The 24639-nt window shown below is 60.4% G+C and carries 24 protein-coding genes; 3 read left to right on the top strand and 21 right to left on the bottom strand.

Features of this window, described 5'->3' with window-relative positions; genetic code table 11:
- Nucleotides 1–19 precede the first annotated feature (19 nt).
- Genes AC54XV_RS13545 through AC54XV_RS13500 form a run of 10 tightly spaced genes read right to left on the bottom strand, consistent with a single transcriptional unit; the run spans nucleotide 20 to nucleotide 9790 of the window.
- Nucleotides 20–1198 (bottom strand): hypothetical protein, encoded by a 1179-nt coding sequence (locus AC54XV_RS13545; protein WP_032656021.1) that lies wholly within the window; start codon nucleotides 1196–1198, stop codon nucleotides 20–22.
- Nucleotides 1195–3090 carry a PEP/pyruvate-binding domain-containing protein gene (locus AC54XV_RS13540; RefSeq protein WP_058398617.1) on the bottom strand — a complete coding sequence of 632 codons (1896 nt, stop codon included), beginning with the start codon at nucleotides 3088–3090 and terminating at the stop codon, nucleotides 1195–1197. The genes AC54XV_RS13545 and AC54XV_RS13540 overlap by 4 nt, the downstream gene beginning before the upstream one ends.
- Nucleotides 3080–3754, bottom strand: coding sequence for a dCTP deaminase (gene dcd / locus AC54XV_RS13535; RefSeq protein ID WP_058398616.1), 675 nt, complete (start codon nucleotides 3752–3754; stop codon nucleotides 3080–3082). The genes AC54XV_RS13540 and dcd overlap by 11 nt, the downstream gene beginning before the upstream one ends.
- A 2-nt stretch (nucleotides 3755–3756) precedes the next feature.
- Nucleotides 3757–4269, bottom strand: coding sequence for a dCTP deaminase (locus AC54XV_RS13530; protein ID WP_003410416.1), 513 nt, complete (start codon nucleotides 4267–4269; stop codon nucleotides 3757–3759).
- A 4-nt stretch (nucleotides 4270–4273) separates the two neighbouring features.
- Nucleotides 4274–5290, bottom strand: a complete 1017-nt coding sequence (locus tag AC54XV_RS13525; RefSeq protein WP_024660695.1) for a fatty acid desaturase family protein — start codon at nucleotides 5288–5290, stop codon at nucleotides 4274–4276.
- A 34-nt stretch (nucleotides 5291–5324) separates the two neighbouring features.
- Complete coding sequence (locus AC54XV_RS13520; protein ID WP_058398615.1) at nucleotides 5325–6434, bottom strand: SDR family oxidoreductase; 1110 nt, start codon at nucleotides 6432–6434, stop codon at nucleotides 5325–5327.
- Nucleotide 6435: 1 nt separating this feature from the next.
- Nucleotides 6436–6903 carry a type II toxin-antitoxin system RatA family toxin gene (locus AC54XV_RS13515; protein ID WP_058398614.1) on the bottom strand — a complete coding sequence of 156 codons (468 nt, stop codon included), beginning with the start codon at nucleotides 6901–6903 and terminating at the stop codon, nucleotides 6436–6438.
- Between the two features lie 12 nt (nucleotides 6904–6915).
- Complete coding sequence (locus tag AC54XV_RS13510) at nucleotides 6916–8172, bottom strand: aspartate aminotransferase family protein (RefSeq protein ID WP_058398613.1); 1257 nt, start codon at nucleotides 8170–8172, stop codon at nucleotides 6916–6918.
- Nucleotides 8169–8723 carry a DUF6031 family protein gene (locus AC54XV_RS13505; RefSeq protein WP_011267769.1) on the bottom strand — a complete coding sequence of 185 codons (555 nt, stop codon included), beginning with the start codon at nucleotides 8721–8723 and terminating at the stop codon, nucleotides 8169–8171. Before AC54XV_RS13505 ends, AC54XV_RS13510 begins: the two co-directional genes overlap by 4 nt.
- Nucleotides 8720–9790 (bottom strand): DUF6001 family protein, encoded by a 1071-nt coding sequence (locus AC54XV_RS13500; RefSeq protein ID WP_054092196.1) that lies wholly within the window; start codon nucleotides 9788–9790, stop codon nucleotides 8720–8722. Before AC54XV_RS13500 ends, AC54XV_RS13505 begins: the two co-directional genes overlap by 4 nt.
- 552 nt (nucleotides 9791–10342) lie before the next feature.
- Between AC54XV_RS13500 and AC54XV_RS13495 the strand changes: the two genes are divergently transcribed.
- Both AC54XV_RS13495 and AC54XV_RS13490 read left to right on the top strand, forming a co-directional pair.
- Complete coding sequence (locus AC54XV_RS13495) at nucleotides 10343–11458, top strand: type III PLP-dependent enzyme domain-containing protein (protein WP_058398612.1); 1116 nt, start codon at nucleotides 10343–10345, stop codon at nucleotides 11456–11458.
- 24 nt (nucleotides 11459–11482) lie between these two features.
- Nucleotides 11483–11818 (top strand): DMT family transporter, encoded by a 336-nt coding sequence (locus tag AC54XV_RS13490; RefSeq protein WP_003402657.1) that lies wholly within the window; start codon nucleotides 11483–11485, stop codon nucleotides 11816–11818.
- 28 nt (nucleotides 11819–11846) lie between these two features.
- Here the strand turns inward: AC54XV_RS13490 and AC54XV_RS13485 are convergent, their stop codons facing one another.
- The 11 genes from AC54XV_RS13485 to AC54XV_RS13435 all read right to left on the bottom strand — a co-directional run bounded on the left by AC54XV_RS13485 (nucleotide 11847) and on the right by AC54XV_RS13435 (nucleotide 23340).
- On the bottom strand, nucleotides 11847–12644 hold the full coding sequence (locus AC54XV_RS13485; RefSeq protein WP_054092198.1) for a phosphodiesterase: 798 nt from the start codon (nucleotides 12642–12644) through the stop codon (nucleotides 11847–11849).
- Nucleotides 12645–12748: 104 nt separating this feature from the next.
- Nucleotides 12749–13336, bottom strand: a complete 588-nt coding sequence (locus AC54XV_RS13480; protein ID WP_011267763.1) for a peroxidase-related enzyme — start codon at nucleotides 13334–13336, stop codon at nucleotides 12749–12751.
- Nucleotides 13336–13860 carry a CMD domain-containing protein gene (locus tag AC54XV_RS13475; RefSeq protein WP_032656113.1) on the bottom strand — a complete coding sequence of 175 codons (525 nt, stop codon included), beginning with the start codon at nucleotides 13858–13860 and terminating at the stop codon, nucleotides 13336–13338. Before AC54XV_RS13475 ends, AC54XV_RS13480 begins: the two co-directional genes overlap by 1 nt.
- A gap of 69 nt (nucleotides 13861–13929) precedes the next feature.
- Nucleotides 13930–15495: an ABC transporter substrate-binding protein gene (locus AC54XV_RS13470; RefSeq protein ID WP_058398611.1), complete on the bottom strand. Its 1566-nt coding sequence runs from the start codon at nucleotides 15493–15495 to the stop codon at nucleotides 13930–13932.
- A 51-nt stretch (nucleotides 15496–15546) separates the two neighbouring features.
- Nucleotides 15547–16560, bottom strand: coding sequence for an ABC transporter ATP-binding protein (locus AC54XV_RS13465; RefSeq protein ID WP_011267760.1), 1014 nt, complete (start codon nucleotides 16558–16560; stop codon nucleotides 15547–15549).
- Nucleotides 16550–17563, bottom strand: a complete 1014-nt coding sequence (locus AC54XV_RS13460; protein ID WP_011267759.1) for an ABC transporter ATP-binding protein — start codon at nucleotides 17561–17563, stop codon at nucleotides 16550–16552. The genes AC54XV_RS13465 and AC54XV_RS13460 overlap by 11 nt, the downstream gene beginning before the upstream one ends.
- Nucleotides 17560–18480, bottom strand: a complete 921-nt coding sequence (locus tag AC54XV_RS13455; RefSeq protein WP_032656047.1) for an ABC transporter permease — start codon at nucleotides 18478–18480, stop codon at nucleotides 17560–17562. Before AC54XV_RS13455 ends, AC54XV_RS13460 begins: the two co-directional genes overlap by 4 nt.
- Complete coding sequence (locus AC54XV_RS13450) at nucleotides 18477–19451, bottom strand: ABC transporter permease (RefSeq protein WP_011267757.1); 975 nt, start codon at nucleotides 19449–19451, stop codon at nucleotides 18477–18479. The genes AC54XV_RS13455 and AC54XV_RS13450 overlap by 4 nt, the downstream gene beginning before the upstream one ends.
- Entirely contained in the window at nucleotides 19448–20908 is a 1461-nt protein-coding gene (locus tag AC54XV_RS13445) for an NAD(P)-binding domain-containing protein (RefSeq protein WP_032656050.1), read from the bottom strand. The genes AC54XV_RS13450 and AC54XV_RS13445 overlap by 4 nt, the downstream gene beginning before the upstream one ends.
- A gap of 318 nt (nucleotides 20909–21226) precedes the next feature.
- Entirely contained in the window at nucleotides 21227–22177 is a 951-nt protein-coding gene (locus AC54XV_RS13440) for a LysR family transcriptional regulator (protein ID WP_032656052.1), read from the bottom strand.
- Between the two features lie 107 nt (nucleotides 22178–22284).
- Nucleotides 22285–23340, bottom strand: a complete 1056-nt coding sequence (locus AC54XV_RS13435) for a GGDEF domain-containing protein (protein ID WP_024638749.1) — start codon at nucleotides 23338–23340, stop codon at nucleotides 22285–22287.
- 406 nt (nucleotides 23341–23746) lie between these two features.
- Here AC54XV_RS13435 and yghX point away from each other — a divergent pair, with 406 nt between their 5' ends.
- A complete protein-coding gene (yghX, locus tag AC54XV_RS13430) occupies nucleotides 23747–24634 on the top strand; it encodes a YghX family hydrolase (RefSeq protein ID WP_003402674.1) in 888 nt (295 codons plus the stop codon).
- The last annotated feature ends 5 nt before the right edge of the window (nucleotides 24635–24639 follow it).

Genomic DNA, 24639 nt, shown 5'->3' with positions numbered 1-24639 from the left:
TCTCCCCGGCAAAGTGAATTCAGAGCCGACTCGCCTCACGGGCAAAGTCGAGTTTCGAATAGAGATCCTGCTGAAACGGCGGGTGCCGCTCCGCCAGAAAGTCGCGCATCACGTTGGAGACGGTTTCAAAGTCTTCCTCCACCTCGCGCAGCGTGTGCAGGGTCCTGCTGCGGCAATATTCGACTTCGACCTGGGCGAACTCCGCACTCCCGTCGACCATGCGACAGACATCGAAGTACGCCCCGAAACCATTACCGGTCCTCAGCGATTCGAAATTGATGTCGATCCGGGTGCGCCTGAACGGCTTGAGCCGACGCAGGTTGGCCGAGGTCATCGAGCGGGCGTGAGTTTCGATGTCGGCAAACGCCACCGGCTGATCGGTGTTGAAGTCCTCGCGGCGCAATTCCGCGTTCTCGAGAAACCATTTGCGCTTGACCGCCATCAGCCCGTCGGCCTGGGGAATGAACGAGATATAACCGGTTTCCAGAGGGTCGCCAGTCACTTCGAAGATATGCGATTCATAGTCGTAGGTTTGAAAGTCACGGTCGATTTCCAGCACCAGGTCCTTGAAAGCGCCTTCTCCGAACGCCTTGTGCATCGCGGTGGACAATTGCCACATGTCAGGTATCTGAAACGAGGTGAATTTGCGCTCCAGCTCCATTTCCGGACGCCAGCGCACGTACCAGCAGTCATCGCTAAGCATCGGTTGCGAAACGGCCACACGCGCAGCAGCGGATCTGGCCAAACGCTGCCAGGCCCTCCAGGAAGCACGTTCGACCGGTTCGACATCCATCAAATGCAGGAACAAGGCCCCGGCTTCGCCCTCATGGACATAGTGATAAACGCTGCATTTATCGGGGTGATGCATCACCGCCAGGGTGGCCATCAAGGCCTGATCGGAGGGTCGACGATTGAGCGTCGGATCCAGCATATGCATGCGCGAACGACTGTCCTGGGTGCGCTTGCGTTGCCCGGCATTGAAGACCTGAAAGTCGAAGTCCTTCATGGGCATCGGCACATGGGTGTGATGGGCATTGGAAAGCCACTGCGCATGCAACGTACCGCTGGGTATGAACAGACCGTTGTCCGAGTGACGGGCTCGCGCTGCCTCTGTGTCGACAATGGCAACCAGCGCAGAATCGAGGCTGCCGTTGAGGGTGTGCGGATCGAAAAACAGCAGTGAAATATCCGTAGTCATTGTAGCTCCCGTACTTCGTTGACCGCGTGAGGCAGCGCCTTCGGGCTGTGGCTGAAAGTGATCCGTTGCCCGGCAAGCCCCTGCTGATACAGCGCCTCGGACTCCACGGCGGGAATGCCGTGTTCACGCAGCAGAATCGAAAGATGGCAAAGCATGGACGCCTGTTCGAAGACAAAACCGCGCGCGAAAGGCAGCAATGCCGCCAGGGCCGCATAAGGGCGCGGCGAGACCACAATCGCCTGCCCGTCGTGAACACGCAGTTGCCGCTCAAGCTCTTCCAGTTCGACACCCAGCGAGCTGGACGAAGGGATCGAATTGATTGAAACGGTGGCCGAGATACTCAGTTCTTCCAGCTGTCGCCCCGCCGTGACCAAGACCACCGGCCCGTCGGCATAACCTGGCGAAATCAGGCGGATTTCCGTTGCGTCCTGCACCTGCACGAACGTCGACAACGGCGAAAAATCGATCAGGTGCAACTGTTGCCCTGCCCTTACCCACTCCAGTTGCACCGAGCCCAGCAGCGCGCCCGCCGCATGGGTGATGCTGTGCAGTTGTGGCGCATCGGCGGGGCCACTCGGGTCGTTCGTCGCCAGGCGCGCGCGTTGAGTGCCGGCAATGCCGCGATTGATCGCCAGCAAACCTTCCGATGACCACTCACAGGTCGTCGAGCCGTCATCACACGCCTGGGTGATGAGCCCGGTTTCACCCTGCAGAAACTCGCGCAGCACGAAACACACCACCCGCTCATCGCTGAGTTCAAGCAGCCGCTCACGCAGTGCGCCACGCTCGAGAATCTGCTGGCGCACCTGATCGGAGAAATCCAGTACCACTTGATCGGTCTTGAGCCTGTCCAGCAGTGCCTGGCTCATTGTCGGTTCGAGCAGCCCCTGGCGATTGGCCTTAATCAGCAATGCCTGGCCAGCCGAGACGTCGTGGGTTTGCGCGAACAAGGCCAGCGGGCGGCGCTTGCTTCGAAAATACTGCGCAAAGGCAGGCAATGGACGGAATTCCGTCAGAGCTTCGTCACTGGCAAGGTAGAGCTCAGCCCACTCCAGCACCGGCTCCAGGCTGCGCGCCTCGCGCAGACTGGTGACGGGTCTTGCCTGAAGCAGCCAGACTTGCCCCTCATCCACCGCCCATTCGATGTCGGCAGGCATACCCAGCGCCGCAGAAGCCCTGGAGGCCAGGGCGGCCACCTCCAGCAGCAATGCGGTGTGCGGTTCCAGCGCTGGGTCACAGTCCAGCAATTGCTGGTCACCGATCCGCGCCGACATGCCCCTCTCTACACCGGACACCATCGCTTCACCCAGCGAGGCAACCGTTTCGATCAGCGTCACGGCCTCACCGGTCAGCGGATCGTGGCTGAACGCGACGCCGGCGAAGCGAGCCTTGACCATGCGCTGCATGATCACCGTCATCTCCACCGGTGTTTCCAGCATCGACGCCCGCAGGCGTTCCAGAATGGCCTGACGGGAAACCCCGGAGCGCCAGACATCCAGAATCGCAGCCTTGAGCGCCGGCAATCCCTTGACCGACAGATGCGTGCTGAAGATTCCGGCAAAACTGTGCTGATTGCCATCCTCGATATTCGCCGAAGAACGCACGGCAAGTTCGCTGTCGGCGTCAAAGCCTGCCTGCCCGAGCAATGCCTGAAGATGGCCGTCGGCAGCGTCACTCCACTCGAACTCGGCGAACCGGGCGATTCTGTCCATGTGCTCGTCAAGAAAGGCACCGGCGGTGATGCGCACGGTTTTCAGCGTGTCCTCAATGGCCTGTTTGCGGTTTGCAAAGTCCTGCCATAACACGCGGTAATCGGCGTCATGCAGAGCGCTCAGCGCGGGCACCGGCAGATCACCGGCCAGATGTTTCAAGGTCAAGTATTTACTGGACACGACGGCCTCCTGCTATCAGTGGAATCTCGGTGGCCATTCGCCCGGGCCTGCCGGCCAGCGCCTCGGGCGCGGCATCGACCTCTTCCTGGGCTGCTACAACGGGAAATGGCGCAAGGTTGGGCACCAGCGGCTGCGGACGCGGCGTCTTTTCGAAATCCATGAAGATGCGGGACGCGAAAGCCTCGGTCGCGCCCTGGTACTTTCCGGAATACAGCTCGATATCGCCCTTGACGTTCCAGAACATCATTTGACCGATGTTCATGCCGGGGTAAACCCGTATGCGGTTGAGCGCATACAGCTGCAAGGTCCAGCGCCCGACGAAACCGATGTCGCCCAATGGCGCCGAGAGGTTGATGAACATGCCCAGCCTGGCGATCGAGGACCGAGCCGCATAGGTAGGTACGAAATGGGTGCTGCCCATGGTTTCTATGGTCGAGGCCAGATACAGCTTCATGGGCTGCAATTCAAAGCCTTCCGGACCGATCTCGATGGTTCGCGTCGACGCCTCGGCGCGCACATCGATCACATCGTCTTCGTAGACCTTCATCTGGTCATGCAGGCGGAAGTTGTAGCTGTTGGGGTTGACGTTCTCATGGGAAAACGGACTGATGACGATTTCACCCGAACGCACGCGATTTTCGATTTCACTACCGGTCAATATCATGGTCAATCCAGAATGATTTTCGAGGGCACGGTGCTCTTGGAGCCCAAGTAGCGTCCCGCGTAGCAGGTGGTCATGCCGAAGTTCGCCCAGAAGCAGACCTTGGCCACTTTGGTGCCGGCATAGACCCGCACCGGTTGAGTCACAACGATTTCCAGCGTCCAGCTGATGGCCGCACCGGTGTGACCGAGCGGCGCACTGGTCTGGATGAAAACGCCACAGGACGCCGTGGACACATTGGCGTAAAGCTCGCTGGCGAAATCGATACCGCCGATCTGCTCGGCAGTCGCACCCAGGTAAAAACGGTTGGGGTACAACACGAAGCCTTCGGGCGGAATATGGTGCTCGACCACCTCCAGCTCACCGTGAGGATCGATGCGGTCGCTGCGGTACTCCAGAAGCAGATCCGCCAGGTGACAGCCGTACGAGTTGACTTCGACATGTGCAGGGTCGAAGGGCTCGATGACGACACTGCCGACCTCGCGCATCTTCACTATTTCAGAACCGGTCAGCATCATGGGTTCAAGCCTCCTGATCCAGAGAGGCCACGGCACGCGCCCGGCCGTTGGCACCATACAATTCGGCGCGCATGCTGCGTTCCCCCAAGAGGTAGCCCTGGGTGCTGCAGGCCGCAGCTGAACCAGGCAGGCTCCGGGCAAGACGCCGGGACAAGGTGCCCAAGTGATAGCTGGGTATCTGTTGAAAAAGGTGATGCTCCCAGTGCCGATTGATATTGCACGGCGCAAACAGCCCTCGTTCCAGCCAGCCCGGACTGACACTGCGTGCATCGCGCTTCACACTCTGGGTCGAAAGCCCTGCGTGCTCCGACAGGCTGCGAATGCGCAGAATCGGCGGCAGAAAGAACACCAGTGGCGCCAGCCAGTACAGCAGCACGCCCGGCCAGGCCTGCAAAGCCGTGATGAGCAGTGCGGCGCAGGCATAAAAGGCCATTGCCTGATAGCGCTCGATGCGGGTCGACGGCACGCGGTGAGTGAACAGTCCGATCACGCTGAAGCTGTCCATCGTGCGTAGCGATTGCAGGGTCGACAGCCCACTGATGTCGCGCAGCAGAGCCTGCCAGAACAGTCCGGAACTGGCGGGTGCGAAGGCATCGGCGTAGTCCGGATCGTCGGGCGTGTTGAGGTGCTTGTGGTGGGCAATGTGGTGAGCCCGGTAGCGTGACGTGCTCAACGTCAGGGGAAACGTCAGGAATACGTTAGAGATCAGATCGTTGCGCCGCTTGTCACGGCTGATCAGCAAATGCGCCGCATCGTGCATGAGTACCAGCAACGCGTGCTGTCGCGTCGCAATGACAACTACCGCGATCAGACACACCAGCGTCGAGTCGCTGACTTCGGCCAGCGTGACTGCGGCGACGATCACCGCCCACTGCACGCCTATCTGCAATGCCTGCCGCCAGTGGCTGAGTTGCTTGAGATCCGAGGTCAGTGACAGGTTGTCGCGTGCCAACGTGGCACGCTCGGAGCGTCGGTCGTAAGCGCCACTGTCCATCGTGTCGAGTTCGATTGTGTCTGCCATGTTCCATCTCCCGTTCAATCGTTGAAAGGGCCTGCTAGCCGTGCATTGCCGCCGATTTCGCGACAAGCTTGTCCAGGCTGATCCGTGCCTCGGGCGCATGAGCCAGCCAGTAATCCACCGCTTTGGGTAAAAACACTTCCGCGCCGGGTGCCGGGTTCCGGACGTTCAACGGTGGCCTGACCAGATCGCTTTCGGCGTACACGCCATAGATTTGCAACAGGCGCTCGAAATAGCGGAAATCCCGGGTCGAAATACCTTCGGGCCGCCATGCGACCAGCGAGCGCTTGAGGAATGCCCATTGCCGGCTGCGCAGGATCGGTGCCGGGGTCAAGGGCGCAATACCCGCTTGCTGCCGCGCATGATCGACGCGCGACTCGATGATGCGGATCACCTGCTCATAAGGCAGGCGTGCATCCCCCGCCGAGGCGACGACCTCACGTGCTTCGCCACCGGCCACGCAATGACTGACCAGATGGATCAATTCGTCCACCACCCAATCGATAGGCACCAGATCGAACAACCCCTGGCGATTGCCGACCAGAAAAGGCGGCGCAAAGGCATTGATGAAGCGAATCAGCGGGTACAGGCCGTGAAAACGACTGATTGCACCATCGCTGGTCGCGCCGATGACCAGGCTGCAACTGAACACGGAAATCGGCATCTGCGTGCCGAAAGTCTCACGCAAACCACGCTCTGCCGCTGCCTTGCTTTCCTCATAGCCATTGCGATAGGTCCAGCCTTCACAACGGGTGAACGCTGTGGACACGTAAATGAAATGCGGCTTGCGCACCAGCTTCTGGACAAAGCCGCAGAACAGTTGCGCACCTTCGACATTCAACTCGTGCATCTCTTCGAAGCTCTTGTCCCAGGCCACATCGGCAGCCAGATGGACTGCCGTGGCGCACTCGATGGTGGGCAGCGTGGCGGCCAGCGCATTCAGGGAGTCGGCGTCTGTCAGATCGGCGATCCGGCATTCGAGCCGCGAGCGGCTGTGCGCAGGCAAATCCTGCAGACAGCGACTGGCCGCCTGCGCGGAACGGCACAAGGCAATCACATGCGAGGCCGGATGCTGACTGAGCCAGTCGCGCACGAACCAGGAGCCCAGCGCACCACTGGCCCCGGTGATGATCAGTGTCGAGCGCATATCAGCAGCCCCCTGCCGCAACCCGCTGATGACGGCGAGCGAGCAGTTGATTGCGTATCCCGTCCAGCATCTGGATGTTGTTGGCGCGAATCGCCCGTTCACCGATCGGGTGCAGTACTTCGGCCAGTGACGGGATGCCCAGGTCGAAGGTGACGTTCAGGTCCACGTGCAAGCCGTCTTCGCGCTGGATCAGCAGCCACTCGCCGTACCAGACTTCAAGGTCGCCATCGGTCTGCTTGAACTCGATGCGCTCTTCCGTCACCAGCCAGTCCTGCTCGGTCCAGGTCAGCTCGCTGCCATTGATCAATACGCGCCACGTACTGGAAACGTATTCACTCTGCCGGGGGTGAACGATCACCTCCAGCACATCACTCATGAAGTCGGGATAGCGAGCGAAGTCCGAGAGAATCGGCCAGACCTCGCCAGGCTCGAAGTCACCGAGAAGAACACTGGTTGATACATCAGGCATAGGAATTCTCCGTCATTGAATGGAGCGATAAGCCGCATCGACGGCATCACAGAAACTGTTGATGCCTTGTTCGAGGTGGTCTCGGGAGATGGTCGCGTCGGGATACACCCGCAGCACGGAGGTTGCGCTCAGGCAGAACGCCAGCAGCACATTGCGCTGCGCGGCTTCGATCAGGGTCTGCGCCACATAGTTGCTGGAGGTGAATTCCACCCCGATCATCAGGCCGCTGCCACGCACTTCAGCCACGGCAGGACAGTCCTGTAAACGCTCACGCAGGATGCTCATGGCCACCTGCCCCAGCTGGTTGACGCGCTGACAGAATGCGGGATCGCTGACCACGTCGAGCACAGCGTTGACCACGGCTCCCGCCAGCGCGCTGCCAGCGTAGGACGAGGCATGCACGACCGGATCACGCGCCGGTGCACCGAAGCGGCTGCTGTCGTAAATGGCGGCGGCCACCGGAAACACACCACCGCCCAGGGTTTTGCCGAACACGACGATGTCGGCGGGCGCGCCGCAGATCAACGATCCGCTGCGCCCCAGGCCGGATTGAATCTCGTCATGAATCATGAACGCGCCATGTTCGCGACACAGACCTGCAAGTTCGCCCAGAAAATCCAGGTCGACCGGCCTGATTCCGCCCTCGCCCTGAACCGGCTCGGCGATCACTGCGGCAATATCGCCCTCTGCCAGTGCCTGGCGTGCAGCGGCGAGATCACCGGCAGCAATGAACACGACATCTTCGGCGTGCATCAGCGCGGCGTGCCCGCGATAGCCATAACTGACCGCAAGCGCACCACTGGTCCGGCCATGGTAGGCGTGGGTCAAGGCGATGACTCGCCGCCGGCCGGTCTGCATGCGCACCAGCTTGAGGGCTGCTTCGATGACCTCCGAACCGCTGTTGCCGTAAAGCACACCGTTGCCCGGACGGCCGACACACGTCACAAGCCGCTCGGCGGCACTCAGGCTGGATTCGTTGGCCAGGATCCGGCTGGAAAGCCCCAGTGATGTGACCTGTCGCGTCAGCGCAGCCACGACCTGAGGGTGCCGGTGGCCCAGCAGGTGGAGCCCGAAGGAACCGAAGTCTAGCCAGCGGCGGCCGGTGTCGTCGGTTATCCACGACCCCTCGGCCAAGTGTTCGGCTGCGGTCAGCCCGGCCATGCGCAACATAAGGCCTTGCTCACGGCCAAACACCGCACCGTAGCGTTCGACGAATGAGGATTTGCGCGCAGGCACGCTCGCCGGCGCACTCATGACATGACTGTTCATAGAGACCTCATCAAAGGTGCCAGAAAGGCAGCATCACCACCTGCCAGGCGGCAGGAGCGGTCCCAGTCGCGCAGGGTTCGCAACACCTGACCCTGAGTGCCCGGCAGCAAGGGGTTGAACAATTTTCCGGGAAAGGCTTCCAGCAGTTCCTTGAACAGTTCGATCAGCCGTTCTGCTTCATGGTCGTGACCTGCAGCGCTGTCAGCGGCAACGCCGAGCCATTCGACGGCGACCGGGCCTGTGTGGGCAATCACGTCGGTCAGGCCGTACTCGCTGAACAACGCGAACTGGTGCAGCTCGTTCGGGGTGTCGGCACCTGCAAGACGGCAGTCGATGTCGACCATCAGTTCAGCCAGCTTGATTCTCAATGCATCCACCACCAGCGGCTCGTCCGCGGCGCCTTCGAGGTCTTCCAGATACGCCTCAAGCTCGGTCATGAGCAACCAGGCCACTGATATCAGCTTTTTCGTGTAGAGGCCCGCCGGGTATACATAGCCGCCAGCGAGCCGGGGAAACCACTGGCGAACGGCTGCTTGTGTGCTGGCAATCATGCGTGTGCTCCCTGCATAGGGTGTTGATCCTTGAGTGAGAAACTGACCAGCCCGGCCCGTGCGGCGCGCAGAAAATACGCAGCCTCTTCCCGGGATTGCTCGGCCAGGTCGATCGGGCGGGTGCTGCGCAATTCCGGCACATCCAGATGCGTCAACAGGGTCGCCTGCTGGTTGTCGGTGAGCACGAAGTCGACCCCCGGCAGAAACCTGCTGGCGGCGGAGCGCTCGATACCCGGCAGCAGCTCGGCGTAGGCGGCCTCGCAGGCGAACGTCTGCTCGGCGAGTTGAGTCAATTCACACAAGTGCATGAGGTCTGCGCCCTGCAACCCATTGCCGCAGGCCGGATAGGCGCGCTGCCAGAGCTGCCCGATGGCGCGGGCAAGGCCGTCGTCCGCCAGCATGCCGTACCTGTTGAGCGCGCGGTCCCAGCGCAACAGCGTCCACTTGCGATTGGAGTTGACCCAACCGTGGCTGGCCAGCGTCGCGTTCATCAGAAACAGTGCGGCGTTGCAGGCATAGGCGGCGGCCGCGCGGTATTCGCCACTGCGCCAGGCCAGCACCGAGAAGCAGGCACTTTGGCGAAAGTCATCGAACGCTGCTGCAGACCAGATCGAGCTCAGGTCCTTCTGACTGTCCAGATAAGGCAGCGACTGATCGGTCGACACCGCGCAGACCAGACGCTCCAGGTACTTTCGCGATACCGCCTGCTGCTTGTCCCACTGTTTGAACGCAACGAGTTTCTGGGCGGTGGTTTGGTGTGCGTCCGTTGCCAGTCGGGAGAACGCGTTGTCAACTTCTTCGCGGGCAAATGCCACCACTTCCATATGGTGTTCATTGTGGTAGATCTGCGAGGCCATCGATTGATCGGACTGCCGACCATCGGTTACGCATATCAGATCTATATCACTGGCCGCGTTAGCGATGCCATGTACTGGAGAACTACTGATCAAGGCCAGTTGTGCATCGGCATACTGGCGTTTTACAACCTCTTCAAGTTCGGCAAAAGCGAGTTGGCGCGTGGCCAGAAACTGCCGGGCGTTGCCTGAATAAAAAGCACGAAAGTCCATGTATACCTTCCACTCGATAACGGTGACTTCATTGGGGCTGCTATTCGGCGTGCCGAGCAGCCCCCTGCCTGATCCATGACCATGAATTACGTTGTCGTCGTTAACGCGAGCGCTGACGCAATGGAACAAGCACCATTACTTCACGATGGAGTACACAGCAAGTGGCGTGCCACCGTTATTGATCATCGTCTACTGGCAAGGCGTCAGATAACCGCCAACGCGGATCCTGAGTGTTATCTGTCGAACGCCAAACCTTTAGATTCATTGGATTTTTTACGATCAGGCATTGAATATGACTACTTTAATATATGTATCAAATTATTTATAAGCCACTTTTGGAAATAGCAAAGTGCTACCTGTGTTTATTATTTCAGCGCCTGCACTTAACTGCACCACGCCGATTCGAACACTTTAAAATCGCCCTGTTTTGGTGGGCCGTCTTGTATACATGTTTATTAAAGTGTTCTCGTTAAGTTGTTCAGCCACTCGATAAAGCCGTGGCACGAAGCTTGCTCGAAACTTGCCCACACTTCGAAACCAGAGGCGTTCAACGTGGACACACTTTTTGCACAATTAGCCGATGACACCAACGACACCTTCTATACCGTTGACCCGCGCTGGATCACCCAGAATGCGCAGCAATTCAGCGGCGGTTTTCCAGGTACCGTGCTGTATGCAATGAAGGCCAATCCACTCGTGCACGTGCTTGAAGCCTTGAGCCAGGGCGGTATCAATCATTTTGACGTGGCGTCGCTTGCCGAGGTGCAGACGGTGCACAACACGCTGCCCAACGCAGTTCAATACCTGATGAATCCAGTGAAATCCCGCCACTGCCTGCACGAGGCCTACTATCGACATGGCGTACGTTCATTTGTGCTCGACAGTGAGGAGGAACTCTCGAAGTTGCGGGACGTACTGCCCGAGCGTGACAGCACGATCAGCATGTTCGTGCGCTACGCGCCCTCCGAGTCGACGGCGGTTTATGATCTCAGAGGCAAATTCGGGGCAAGTCCGGCGTTGGCGACGCAACTGGTGCATCAAGTGGCGGCTAGCACTGACTGGTCACTCGGGCTGTCCTTCCATGTCGGTTCACAAGCCATTGAAGACGGCCCGTGGCTGGCAGCCCTCGATGACGCGGACGCCATCGTGCGCGACACCGCCCAGCATGTCAGGCACCTGGATATCGGTGGCGGGTTTCCGGGCAATTACCTGAACTCCATGGGTAATACGCCGGACCTGGTTGGCAGGGTCTGCGAGCACATTCAGACCAGCCCGACATTGAAGGATCTGAACCTGATCTGCGAAGCGGGTCGTGGCCTGGTCTACGGCGGCATGTCGCTGTTTGCACGGGTGCTGTCGAGACGCGAACACAGTGTTTTTTGCGGCGCCGGTATTTTTGGCGGTCTGCTCTCCGCCCAGCAATGGCTGCAATTTCCCGCACGCGTGTGGCGAGACGCTGCCCCTTACAGCGGCTCGGCGGAAACCATCTTCAATATCTTCGGCCCCACCTGCGACAGCATGGATCGCCTGGCCTTCCCCTACACGCTCGCCAGCGATATCAGGGAGGGTGACTGGCTGGAGTTCCAATCGACCGGCGCTTACTCGGTGTCCTTGCGTACGCCGTTCAACGGATTTTACGCCGACCGCATCATCTCTCTCCCTTCCTGAATGCCTGAAAAGCGATCTGCCGTCATGCTCATAAAAGCTTATTTGTTCCTGCTTGCAGGTATCGTCGCTGAAACAGTAGCGACTATTGCACTCAAAGAAAGCAACGGCTTCACCCGCTGGGTTCCGGTCATTGCCTCGATAGCAGGCTATGGCCTTGGCATCGTGTGTCTGGGGTATGCACAAAGAGACTTGCCCATGTCACTGATCACGTCCATGTGGTCAGGCCTGGGCATCACCCTGATCACCGTCATTGCAGCGTTTCGCTACCAACAGGTGCCCACTTTGATGGCCATTGGCGGTATCAGCCTGATCATCGCGGGCATCATCCTGGTCAATCTGGCCAAGGAGCAGGCGACCTGACAGCCTGCGCTGTCAGGGTCATCCCCGTTCAGGCGAAGTCAAAAGGTCCTTCGAAGCGGCCTATCGGCACCCAATGGGTGATCAGGCCCGTGTCGGCTTTCCAGTGGTGCAGCAGCAATGCAGGCGGTTCGACATAGGAGGCGTCGGCAGCCTCGGGGTGCAGTCGCAAGGCGATGGCCGTCGTCGTGCTCGGTGCCGTACACATCAGCGTGCCGCCGAAGCGCAGCTGCATGAAGCGATGAATATGCCCGCAGACGATGCGCTCGATGGCCGGGTATCTGCTGACGACCTCCGCCAGTCGCTCGCCCCTTTCACAGCGATATGCATCGATGTAGGGAATGCCGCTTGAAAACGGCGGCTGGTGCATCATGATCAGCGTCGGCTTGTCCGGCTCCAGCGCCAGTGTGCTGTCCAGCCACCGGGTCGCCGTGTCGGTCATATCGCCGTGATGCTGCTCGGGGACGCTGATATCCAGACCGATAATGCGCACCGGCGCAGAACCCGAGTAAACGAAACTGCAATCCTGATCATTGATGAAGTAATCGTGCTCGGCAAAGGCGTCGCGCAGGTTCTGCCGATGATCATGGTTGCCCGGTATCATCAGCAGTTTTTGCCGTAGCGGTTGCAGCAACTCCCGAGCCATCGCGTACTCTTGGGGCCGCCCCTCGTCCACCAGATCACCGCTGAACAAAATCAGATCGGGTGCTGGGTCGAGGGCGTTTATCGTGTCGACGGCGGCGGCCAGCATGGCATTGGAGTCCACCACGCCTTGATAGAGTTGCCCTCTGGGCCGTACATGTGTGTCCGAAATGTGTGCTATCAGCATTCCATTACCTCAATCGTGTCCGGGTCGCGTGTTCACTCATGCAGTGAACCTGCAACGACCGGGCCAGATTGCACCTCAATCACCGGCCCTGGCCACTGCCACCCTCACACCTCGGGAAACACCGGCTCCCCCAGGTTGAGCATGAGCCGGTTGGCCCAGGCAAATATCGAGATGGCGTGAATCAGGTCCAGTACCTGTGTCTCGTCCAGCCCCTGTTCGTACAGCGTCTGGATATGCCCGGCGTTGAGCGAAGCCGGTTCAAGCGTCAGGTCGATGGCGAACTGCACAATCGCTTTTTCACGCGCCGTGGTGCCTGCCGTCGCGGGGTCGGCAAACACCTGGGCGATGACGTCATTGCGCTTGGCCAGTTGTTCGAAGCGTTGCGCATGCACCGACGCGCAATACACGCAGCGGTTGATACGCGACACCACGGTACTTGCCAGCTCTCGTTCGGCGCGCGACAGGCCGCCGGGGGCGTACATGATCGCGTTGAACGCCTGAGAGCGCTGGCGAAGAATGTCCGGATGATGGGCCAGCGTCAGGTAGTAATCCGAGGTCTTGGCCTGCGGATGGCTTTCTTCAAGCACAGCGACCTGCTCGGCGCTCGCGCTGTCGAGGTCAACGGTGGGCAACCAGGCCTTCCAGCCCAGCACCTGATTGGTGAAACCTTCAATTTCTATGAGTTCGCTCATCAGGCTGCTCCGGCAGACTTTAAAGCACCCAGCCCTGCGGCCAGACGCACCTGGTAGGACAGAAAGGCGATCAGTTGCGCCAGTACCACGATTTCAGCGGTGCTCAGGCCCTGCTGTTGCAGCGCCTGCAATGCGCTTTGATCGCCGTGTACCGGAGACTCGATCAAGGTTCGCGTAAAGCGCAGGATCGCCGCCAGACGCTGATCCTCCAGCAGATCGATTCGGCTGGCGTCCACATCGGCCAGCACGTTTGCCTCGGCGCCGGCCGTCTGCAGCTGCGACAGGTAATACCCGCTCAGGGTCGGCTGCCCGCTCAGCAGCGTTGCGTAGTAGGCCACCCAGAGGCGTTCGCTCAGTGACAGGTTGTGCGCCAGTGCCGGGTCGAAAAACAAGTCCTGGCTGCCCTGGGTTGCCAGGGCCACCTTGTCCCGCGCATGCCGAACCGCGTGCAGCGGGCTGCCCGGCGCGATACCCAGCAGGCTGTCGAGCACGTCCGGTGTCGTTGAATGTTCAGTCGATGTCATGAAAGGTCCTGCGAGGCTGTGGTTGCATTCGCGCAGCGCTGGCAAAAGCGGCGCGGTCATGGAAGAAAATCAAGGCTGCTCGGTGACCATGGTCGCTGCAGTGCGGTCGCTGACCAGTGGCTCGACCTTGAGGCCTTTGCGCGCTGCCCAGATGTTCTGGTAATGGAACAGCGGGATGATGCCGACGTCATCGCTGACAATCTGCACCGAGTCCTGGAGAATCTTGCGCCGCCTGGCCTCGTCGAATTCAGCGGTCGAATCAGCCAGGGCCTTGTCCACCAGCGGATTGCTGTAATGGCCCCAGTTCGAAGCGCCCTGCCCTTTGCTGCTGTCGACCGTGGTCAGAATATTGGTCAGGGCATAGGCCGCTTCGCCGGTGCCATTGCCCCAGGCAATCACGCTGATCGCCAGTTCATTCTTGTTCGCCTTGCCCGCGTACACCGCCCACGGCAATACCTCCAGCTGAACCTTGACGCCAATCCGCGTCCAGAACTGCGCCACCGCCTGCATGACCTCCGGTGCCTGCGGATAACGGTCGCCCGGCACATGCACAGTCAGTTGGAAGCCTTCGGGGAAACCTGCCTGCGCCAGCAGGTCCTTGGCCTGCTTGAGGTCATAAGGGATGTTCTTGATCTGCGGGTTGTAACCGAACGTGTTGGCCGGCATCCATTGATTGGCTTCGGTGACGGTGCCTTGCATGATGCGCTCGTTGATGGCCGGACGATTGATCGCCAGGGACAGCGCCTTGCGCACGCGTACATCCAGCAGCGGGTTTTCGGCCAACGGCTTGCCCGCGTTGTCGCGAATGAATTCGTTCGGACCGGCACGGAAACTCGGCTGAATGATCAGCGCACGCAGCCCCTGATAGGCGAAGACATTGACGTTCGGCGTTTTGCGCAGGCGCGCCACATCGGTAGGCGATACCTTGTCGATCACGTCGACATCGCCTGCCAGCAAGGCCGCGGTACGGTTGGCGGCGTTGGCGATGAAACGGAAATCAACCTTGTCCCAGGTCGGTTTTCCACCCCAGTAATTGTCGTTGCGAGCGAATATCGTGCGATCGCCCGGCACGAACGAGACAAACCTGTAAGGCCCTGTGCCGATCATCGCCTTGCCCGAGTTGTAATCGGCGCTGCTGGCTGCCGCACCGGCATGGCGACTGACGATATAGATCGAATCGATGTCCGGCAGCAGATTGGCATTGGGCGAACGGGTCTTGATGATCAGCGTGTGATCGTCCCTGGCCTTGATCGATTCAACGGTACGCATGGCACCTGCATACGAGGCCACGCTGCCGGGCACGTTTCGCGCGCGCTCGAAGGAGAAGACCAGGTCATCAGCGGTCAGCGGCGTGCCATCCTGCCATTTGACGTCATCACGCAGGGCGAACTCCCAGGTGGTGTCATCCACCACCTTCCAGCTCTTGGCCAGACCTGGCAGGGTCTTGTCGTCACGGCGGCTGACCAGCGATTCGAAGGCATGCAGCGCTACCGAGCGGTCGCCTGCATAATTGTTCAGCTGTGGGTCGAGGGACGAGACCGGGTCGGCGTAACCGATGCGCAAGTCCTGTGCCGTGGCACCGCCGGCGGCCAGCAAGAGGGCCGACGCCAGCAATGAACGAACGAGTGGTTTCATGGGTGGTTCCTTGTACGCAATGGCAGAGGGTAACGGGCTTGAGGTGCCCGTTCAGCGTTGGTCATTCAGGTGACAGGCGCTCTGGTGATTCGGCGAAACCTCCCGCAGCGCTGGAACTTCCTCGCGACAGCGCGCCATGGCGTGCGGGCAGCGAGGGTGGAAATGACACCCGGCAGGCGGGTCAAGCGGGCTGGGGATTTCCCCTTGGATCGCGTCATAACGGGTACTGCGAATATCGAAGCGCGGGATCTGCGCCAGCAAAGCCTGGGTGTACGGGTGATTGGCCCGCGCGAACAAGTCATCGACCGATGCCGTCTCGACCACACGACCCAGGTACATCACGATGACCCGGTCGCAGAGGTGCTCGACGACGCCCAGGTCATGGCTGATAAACAGATAGGTCAGGCCCAGCTCGTCGCGCAGATCCATGAACAGATTGAGGATCTGCGCCTGAATCGACACGTCCAGCGCCGCCACCGACTCGTCGCACACCAGCAGTTCCGGCTGCACCGCCAGCGCCCGGGCAATCCCGATGCGCTGGCGCTGGCCACCGCTGAACTGATGCGGATAGCGCTGGCGCAATTGCGGGCTGAGCCCGGCACGCTGTAATTGCGCACTGACGTAATCATCTGCGCCCTTGCGGTCGGTCAGGCCGTGCAACAGCGCACCTTCGCCGACGATCCGGTCGACACGCAGACGCGGGTTGAGGCTTGACGAAGGGTCCTGAAAAATCATCTGCACTTTCAGGCGCAGCGCCTTGCGCTCCTGCGGGGTCAGGCTCTCCAGCGGTTTGCCGTCTACCGATGTGGTGCCCGAGGATACCGGCAGCAGCCCGGCAACCATGCGCCCCAGGGTCGATTTGCCACAACCCGACTCGCCCACCAGCCCGACCACTTCACCGCGCGCAATGCGCAGATCGACACGATCCACGGCATGGGTCAGCGGTTTCGGGCGCGTAAGGTGCAGCCGTTGCAGGAGCCCCTGCAGGGAGCGCTCATCCACGGGTTTGCCGAAGGTCTTGCTGACCTGATGCAGCTCGATGAGGGGAATCTGATCACTGGGCATCGGCCGCTCCTGGGTGAAAACAGCGAACCGTCTGGCCCGGTCGCGCCTGGTGGGGTTGCGGCTCCTGCGCACAGACCTGCGAGGCTCTGGGGCAGCGCGCTGCGAAAGCACAACCGACCGGCATCGACAGCAGGTCGGGCGCCATGCCCGGGATCTGCCGCAGGCGCTGGCCGCGCTGGTTGCGACTTGGCAAGCTGTCGATCAGCCCTTGTGTGTAGGGGTGCTGCGGACGATCCAGTACATCGGCGACCGGACCCTGCTCGACGATGCGCCCGGCGTACATCACCGCCACATCGTCAGCCAGCCCGGCGATCACGGAAAGATCATGGGTGATCCAGATCAGCGAAGTGCCCTGCTCGCGCACCAGCTTCTGCACTTCACTGAGAATCTGCGCCTGAATGGTCACGTCCAGCGCCGTGGTCGGCTCATCGGCGATGATCAGGTCCGGTGCATGCAGCAGCGCGATGGCGATCGCCACCCGCTGGCGCATGCCGCCGGACAACTGATGCGGATAGGCGCGCAGACGTTCTTCCGGGCTGGCGATGCCCATCAGCGCCAGCGTGCGGCTGGCGTGTTCGCGGGCCTCGCGCCTGCTCAGCGGGCTGTGGGCACGTACGGCTTCGATCATTTGCGTGTCGACCCGCAGCACCGGATTGAGGGTCATCATCGGGTCCTGAAAGATCATCGCTACCCGGTTGCCCTGAATGCCACGCAGTTGTGAGGCAGACAGCCTGGTCAGATCGCGCCCCTTGAACAGCACCTGGCCGCCGCTGATGCGTCCGGGTTCATCGACCAGGCCGAGGATCGAAAAGCCGGTGACCGACTTGCCCGAACCGGACTCACCCACCAGGCCGAGAATGCGTCCCGGCTCTACGCGCAGTGACACATCGCGCACCGCTGGCAACACCCCGGCGCGGGTATGAAACGAAGTGCACAGGTTGCGCACCTCCAGGGTCGGCTGTTGGACTGCGTCAGGCACAGACGACATTTCAGGCACGCTCATCGCTGTAACCTCGGGTTCAGGACATCGCGCAAACGGTCACCGACCAGATTGATTGCAACGATCGTGATCAACAGCGCCAGGCCCGGAAACAGACTGATCCAGTATTCATTGCTGAGCATGTATTGAAAGCCGTTGGCAATCAGCAGCCCCAGCGACGGCTCGGTGACCGGCACGCCCAGGCCAAGAAACGACAGGGTCGCTTCCAGTGTGATGGCGCGGGCAATCTGCAAGGCGCCGATCACGATCAGCGGTGGCAGGCAGTTGGGAAGAATGTGGCCAACCACAATACGCAGCGGCCCCACGCCCTGCCCGCGCGCCGCATCGACGTATTCACGGCGGCTTTCGGTCAGCGCCTGACCGCGTGCAGTGCGCGCGTAATAGGCCCATTCGAGCACTATCAGGGTCAGCATCACGTTGCCGACACCCTTGCCCAGCCAGGCAAGGATCATCAGCGCCATGAGAATCACCGGGAACGACAGCAGCAGGTCGACCAGACGCATCAACAAGGCATCGAGCCAGCCGCCGACATACGCAGATACCAGCCCGAGCAGCGTACCGAGCACTGCCGCAATCAACGCCGAGCCAATGCCGACCCACAGGCTGATGCGCAGCCCGTAGATAATCGCCGAGACCAGATCGCGGCCCTGCCCGTCAGTGCCCAGCCAATAGGTGTAACCGCTGTCCCCATTGAGGCTGCCAGGCGGCATGCGCGCGTCCATGACGTTGAGCTGCATCAGGTCGTAGGGGTTCTGCACCACAATCCACGGCGCCAGGGCTGCAACCAGCACAATGATCAGCAGGACCACCAGGCCCGTCACCGCCGTGGGCGAGCTGAAGAACTCGGTGAACACGCGTCGCCAGGGCGACTGGGCCTGCAGCAGCGTCCTGCCGATCGGGGCTTTTTCAATGACATTCATCGCGATGCCTCGATGCGTACGCGTGGGTCCAGCAGGTAATACAAGCCGTCGACGATCAGGTTGAGCACCACGAAAATCACCACGACCACCATCAGGTAAGCGACCACCACCGGGCGGTCGAGCATGTTGATGCTGTCGAGAATCAGCTTGCCGGCACCCGGCCAGGCAAAGATGCTTTCAGTCACCACGGCATAGGCGATGGTCGAGCCCAGTTCCATGGCCAGCACCGTCACCACCGGAATCATGGTGTTGCGCATGACGTGCATGCACATCACGCGCATCGGTGACAGGCCCTTGGCCCGGGCGAACTTGACGAATTCCTGGGGCAGCACTTCGCGCACGCCCGCACGGGTCAGGCGCAGCACCAGCGAAATCTTGAACAGCGCCAGGTTCAGCGCCGGCAATAGCAGGTGCTGCAAACCGTCCAGCGTCAGCCATGACCATTGCACGCCCAGCCACTCACGGGTTTCGCCGCGGCCGCTGGCCGGCAGCCAGCCGAGGGTGATGGAGAACAGCATGATCATCATCAAGGCCACCCAGAAGGCTGGCAGCGAGAAGCCGACAATGCTGGCGGCCATCATCAACCGGGACAGCGGATGCTCGGGGTACATACCGGCAAACATGCCCAGCGGCACACCGATGACCACCGCCAGAAACAGGGCACTGAACGCCAGTTCGAACGTTGCGGGCAAACGCTGCAGAATCAGGCGCATGGCATCCTCGTGATACACGAAGCTTTGCCCCAGATTGCCGTGAATCGCGCCCTTGAGAAAAATCAGGTACTGCTGCCACAGCGGCTGGTCAAGGCCCAAATGCGCAATGGCCTGCAGACGCTCGGCCTGATTGAGGTCTTCACCGACCAGAATGTCCATCGGGTTGCCGATGGCATTGAGGCCGACGAACACCACCAGCGTCATCAACAGGATGACCAGCAACGACTGAGTCAACCGACGCAGCGCCCAGCCAATCATTGGCGCAACTCTGCGGCGTCTGGCTGGCTGACGACCCACTCATCGCCCAGCAGCTCTGGCTCGGCGTAATCGAGCATGGTGTCGAAATGCAGGGCGATGTCCTCGTTGAACAACTGCCCGACCAGCGCATGGGCCAGACGTTTGGAGCCCTCGCTGATGGCAGGAATGTCCCCGGACACCGCGCCATAGCTCAACGCGGCCGGATAACTGAAGCAGTGAATGTGGTTCAGCCCCGGGCAGGCGCCTGGGGTCTTTTCCTGAAATTCGAAGCAGTTACCCAGATCCGGCAGCACAGCCAGTTCCGCATCGGTTTCGCCGCTCGGGGCTTCGAAGCGATCCTGCCAGACGCGGATCTGCGCAGAGAATGGCGCAAACTCCGGACGCTGGCGGAAGTCGGTGCGAAACCCGGTGGCAAATACCACGAAATCCGCCTCGATACGCGCCTTCGGCGTATTCAGCCAGACGCCCCCGGCAGCGCTCTGTTCGACGGAAAGCACCGGGCTGTCGAGCATGAACCGCGCCTTGCCGGAAGCGGACACTCTGAGCGTACTGCCGCGCGGCGGTGGCACCTGCTGGGTATTGAGGTAGTGGCGAATGCGCCATTTCCAGATGTCCGGCAGGCGCCAGTAGCCATGCACCATGCCGGGATTACCGACGCCCTTGCCTTTGTTGATGCGCGGCAGCTCGGCGCGCCGGATCAGCAGATCGACCCGCGTTGCGCCGGCCTCCAGCGCCGTGGCGGCGCTGTCCATCGCAGAGGCACCACCGCCGATGACTGCAACGCGCTTGCCGGCGAACCAGCTGTCCTGCAAACCCGACGCCGAATGCGTCCACAAATGCTCCGGCAACTGCCGGGCAAAGTCGGGCACCCAAGGGCCGCCCAGACCGTCACGCCCCGTGGCGAGCACCACATGGCGGGCCAACAGAAACCGCGTCTGTACCGGCGTGACAACGTCCAGTTCAATCAGACCGTCCGCTCTGGGCGCTACCCGGCTAATACGGTGCTCATTGCGTACGTCCAGGGCCAGCACCTTGCGATACCAGCGCAGATACTCGGCCCATTGCAAACGTGGAATCTTGTCCAGCAACGCCCAGCCATCGGCGCCGAATTGCGCTTCGTACCAGGCGCGAAACGTCAGCGCTGGCAAGCCCAGTGCCGGTCCGGTCAGCTGCTTTGGCGAACGCAGGGTTTCCATTCGCGCCGTGGTGGCCCAAGGGCCTTCGAAACCTGCTGGTGACTGATCGAAAATCACCGCCGCGACACCGAGATTGCGCAGCTCTGCGGACAGGGCAAGGCCGGCCATGCCTCCGCCGATGATCGCCACGTCGAGCACGGCCTGCCCTGCGCTGATCCTGGGTTTGACCCATGGCCTGGCGGGCAGATCCAGCCAGGCCAGATCCTGCTGCAAGCGAGCTTCCAGAGCAGCCAGGCCAGCGAGTGCATTCACATCGGACATTGATCGGTACTCGAAAAAATGATCGGGCTACAAGCCCGAGCCTTGATTCAAAGCACTTCAAGAATCATTCCAATAGTGTGATAAATGAATTCTTGAAGCCTTTGAATGCTTAATTAGAATAGTAAAAGCCGATTTTTATTCTCGCAACGCGCAAAAAAGCATATTTATATTCCCAAATAGAATATTAAAGGACTTTACGAGCCGTAAAACGAGGCGTTACCCAGGGTATTCATGGGCGAGCTGCGTCCGATCTTCAGTCTTGCGCACCACGACTGGCGCTACCAACGCCCGGGCCTGAAGGCTGTATGCATTGCCCTCTTACTCGGCATAAATGCTCTGTAACAGGGCATCGTGCGCGCTGGCTTCGTGCATGATCATTTCCGGCAAGAGGATTTTTGCGCTGTCGGCAATTTCATCGATCAGCGCGCTCGTCACATCCGACAACGGGCTGGCGAAGGCTGAAATCAGCCCGAAGAAAAACGGAATGTTGCAGGCGATCGGTCTGACGACCACGCCTTGCACCGGCACGCCCATGGCCGTGAACGGATCGACCAGCGCAATGCCCAGCCCGACCCTGGCCATCTGCATGGCAATCAGCGACGTATTGGTGTCCAGCATGCGCGGCGGCTGACCACCCGCCTCCTGAAACGCCTTGTCGATGCGTCGACGAAAGCGATAAGGGTTGGCCATGGTGATCAGCGTCTGCTGACGCAGCAGCTCCATCGACAGCACCCCATGAGCGGCCAGCGCCGAATCGGCGGGCAATACCGCCACACAAGGCGCCTCGCCGATCCAGTGGATTTGCAGACCACGATGCTCCAGCGGCAGGCTGACCGCTCCCAGGTCCATGGTTTTCGACAGGACGGCCTGAACCACGTTCTCCGGAGACATGCTCTGCAACTGAATCTGTTGCGGGCGCAGGTGCTCGGGCAGCCGCGACAAGGCTGTGGGCAGCAGGCCGGCCGCCAGGGCCGAGATCGCCACCAGCTTGATCTGGTGGTTCTCCTCCTGGGCAATGTGCTGCGCACGCTGGCGGATGTTGCGCACACCCAGCAGCGCACTCTCCACCTCGCCATACATCATGAACGCCTTGTGGGTAGGCGTGACCTTAGGCCCGCTGCGTTCGAACAACGCAAAGCCCAGCTCCTGCTCAAGTTCCTGAATGGCCCGGGTGACCGAGGGTTGAGACCGGCCGAGCATTTTCCCTGCCGCCGTGACACTGCCTGCCGACATGACCGCCGCGAAGGCTTCGAGCTGACGCAAATCCATAAGCATGCCTTGATCGATACATCGCCGATGAGGAAGCACGACACAGTGCTCCCCGGTTCAAAGCGCGAAAGTCTACACGCTGGTAGCGCCTGGCGTGAGCAAGCACCTCATCCGGCGATCATTACCCGGTTTCGGCCCTGCTGTTTGCCCATGTACAGCGACGTGTCGGCACGATTGAGGGCCAGCTGGAACGCCTCGCCCGTGGCGATGGTCGCCACCGCGACTGTAGCGCTGACGGCGATGATGCGCTCATTGATCCGCCCGGCCTCTTCGGCGATACGCCGCCAGATACGTTCGGCCGCGCGCAGCGCATCTTCGGGCGTAGTGTCCGGCATGAGCACCAGAAATTCCTCGCCGCCCCAGCGTGCCGCCATATCGCTGCTGCGTACGCTTGAACCGATGATCTCGGCCACCCGTTGCAGAACCACATCGCCGGTTTCATGCCCATGGATATCATTGATCTGTTTGAAATGATCGATGTCGAGCAGGATCAACGAAGCCGACAGCCCCTGCCGCCTGGCTTCCAGTTCGCGTATGCGATGCAGCACTCGTCTGCGCGTGTAGAGATTGGTCAGGCTGTCGCGGTTGGCGATATGAAACAGGCTCAGTTGCATCGACGAGGTGAAACGTACCGACAGTGCAGTGGCGTAAATCGACAGAGTGGTGGCTGTGAGTACGTTGACGATACCGAACGCATCCAGCACGTTCTGGCTCAGACCGGTTCCCTGCCCCGTGTATCGGCGAAAAACGAAGCAGCCCACCAGCGACAGCAGAATCGCCACGCTGTAGGCAATGCGTCTGATGACGTTGAGTTGAAACGTGAAGGCAATGACCGGAATCACGCAAAATATGTAAAAACTGAAGTTGCTTTCCCAGCCCAGTTGCCATGTCGCGAGCACGGCATGGCCGATGATCTCCAGGCACATCAGTTGTCCGGCTTGTCGATGCCGCCCCCTGCGGATCAGGTAGATGCAGTTGACGTAAATCAGCGTGCTGACGATGTTCGCCATCCACATGATCTTCATGCCCAGCCCCAGAAACACTGTCAGCAACACACAGTGAATGCCCAGAGCGACATAAACGATCGGGGTGATGTGTTTCCAGAACTGGATAGCCGTGTCCTTGAACAGCTGGGTGCGGTCTTCCGTCGGAAGGCTCATCATCACGTTATCTCGAAATGCAGGTGGAATATGACCCTCGGCGTAGGGTTGAGATCATGACGTATTGTCGGCCTGAACCGACGCCGCTTTATACAGCGACTGGATAATATGTTTGTCTGCAGCGCCCGAACCCAGTGAATGCCGGAAGGATTCAAATGGACATCATTGAGCCCGGGTAGTGCAATCCCGTGGCTGACTTTTTCATATTCCGCCGGCCGTGTCGGCAGCATCTGGCATTACGCAGTGAGTTTGCACCCACGGGCAGCGGATGGCGGTTTTTCGTCGTTTTACAGTAGCGATCCTGATGCTCCGCAAATACTATCGGGAGCGGACCTTGTGTCGATCACGTATTGCTCGTCAGCCCGCCCAGACGCAGGCAGCCCTGAATGATTCGGAAGGAAGCGTACCGATGGAACGTCTCACTGCAAAAGACTTTGCTCCTGAACTGCTTGAGCTCTATGACTACTACGCGCACGGCAGGATCAATCGGCGCGAGTTTCTCGACCGAGCAGCGCTGTTCACTTTTGGCGGCATGACCGCCAGCGCGCTGCTTGCCTCGCTGAGCCCCAACTACGCGCTGGCCGAACAGGTGGAATTCACCGACCCGGACATTATTGCCGAGTATGTTTCCTACCCTTCGCCCAACGGGCACGGTCAGGTTCGCGGCTATCTGGTACGCCCGGCCAAAGCTACCGGGAAAGTACCGGCAGTGGTTGTCGCACATGAGAATCGCGGCTTGAACCCGTACATCGAAGACGTGGCGCGCCGCGTTGCCAAAGCCGGTTTCATTGCGCTGGCACCTGACGGGCTGTCATCGGTCGGCGGCTATCCAGGCAACGATGACAAGGGCCGTGAGCTGCAGCAGACAGTCAACCCGGAAAAGCTCATGAACGACTTCTTTGCCGCCATCGAGTGGCTGATGAAGCATGACGCCAGCACCGGCAAGGTCGGCATCACCGGTTTCTGCTACGGCGGCGGTGTGGCCAATGCTGCTGCGGTCGCGTATCCGGAACTGGGTGCTGCGGTGTCGTTCTATGGGCGTCAGCCCAACGCCGAAGACGTGGTGAAGATCAAGGCGCCGGTGATGATTCACTACGGCGAACTGGATACCCGCATCAACGAAGGCTGGCCAGCCTATGAAAAAGCCTTGAAAGCGGCGGGCAAGACGTACGAAACGTACATTTATCCGGGCGCCAATCATGGTTTCCACAACGATTCCACCCCACGCTACGACGAAGCAGCGGCCAAACTGGCCTGGGATCGTACATTGGGGTGGTTCAACAAGTACCTGGTTTAAGTTCT

This window comes from Pseudomonas fragariae (ex Marin et al. 2024) (genome assembly GCF_059621105.1).
This window is presented reverse-complemented; position numbering and strand designations above follow the sequence as displayed.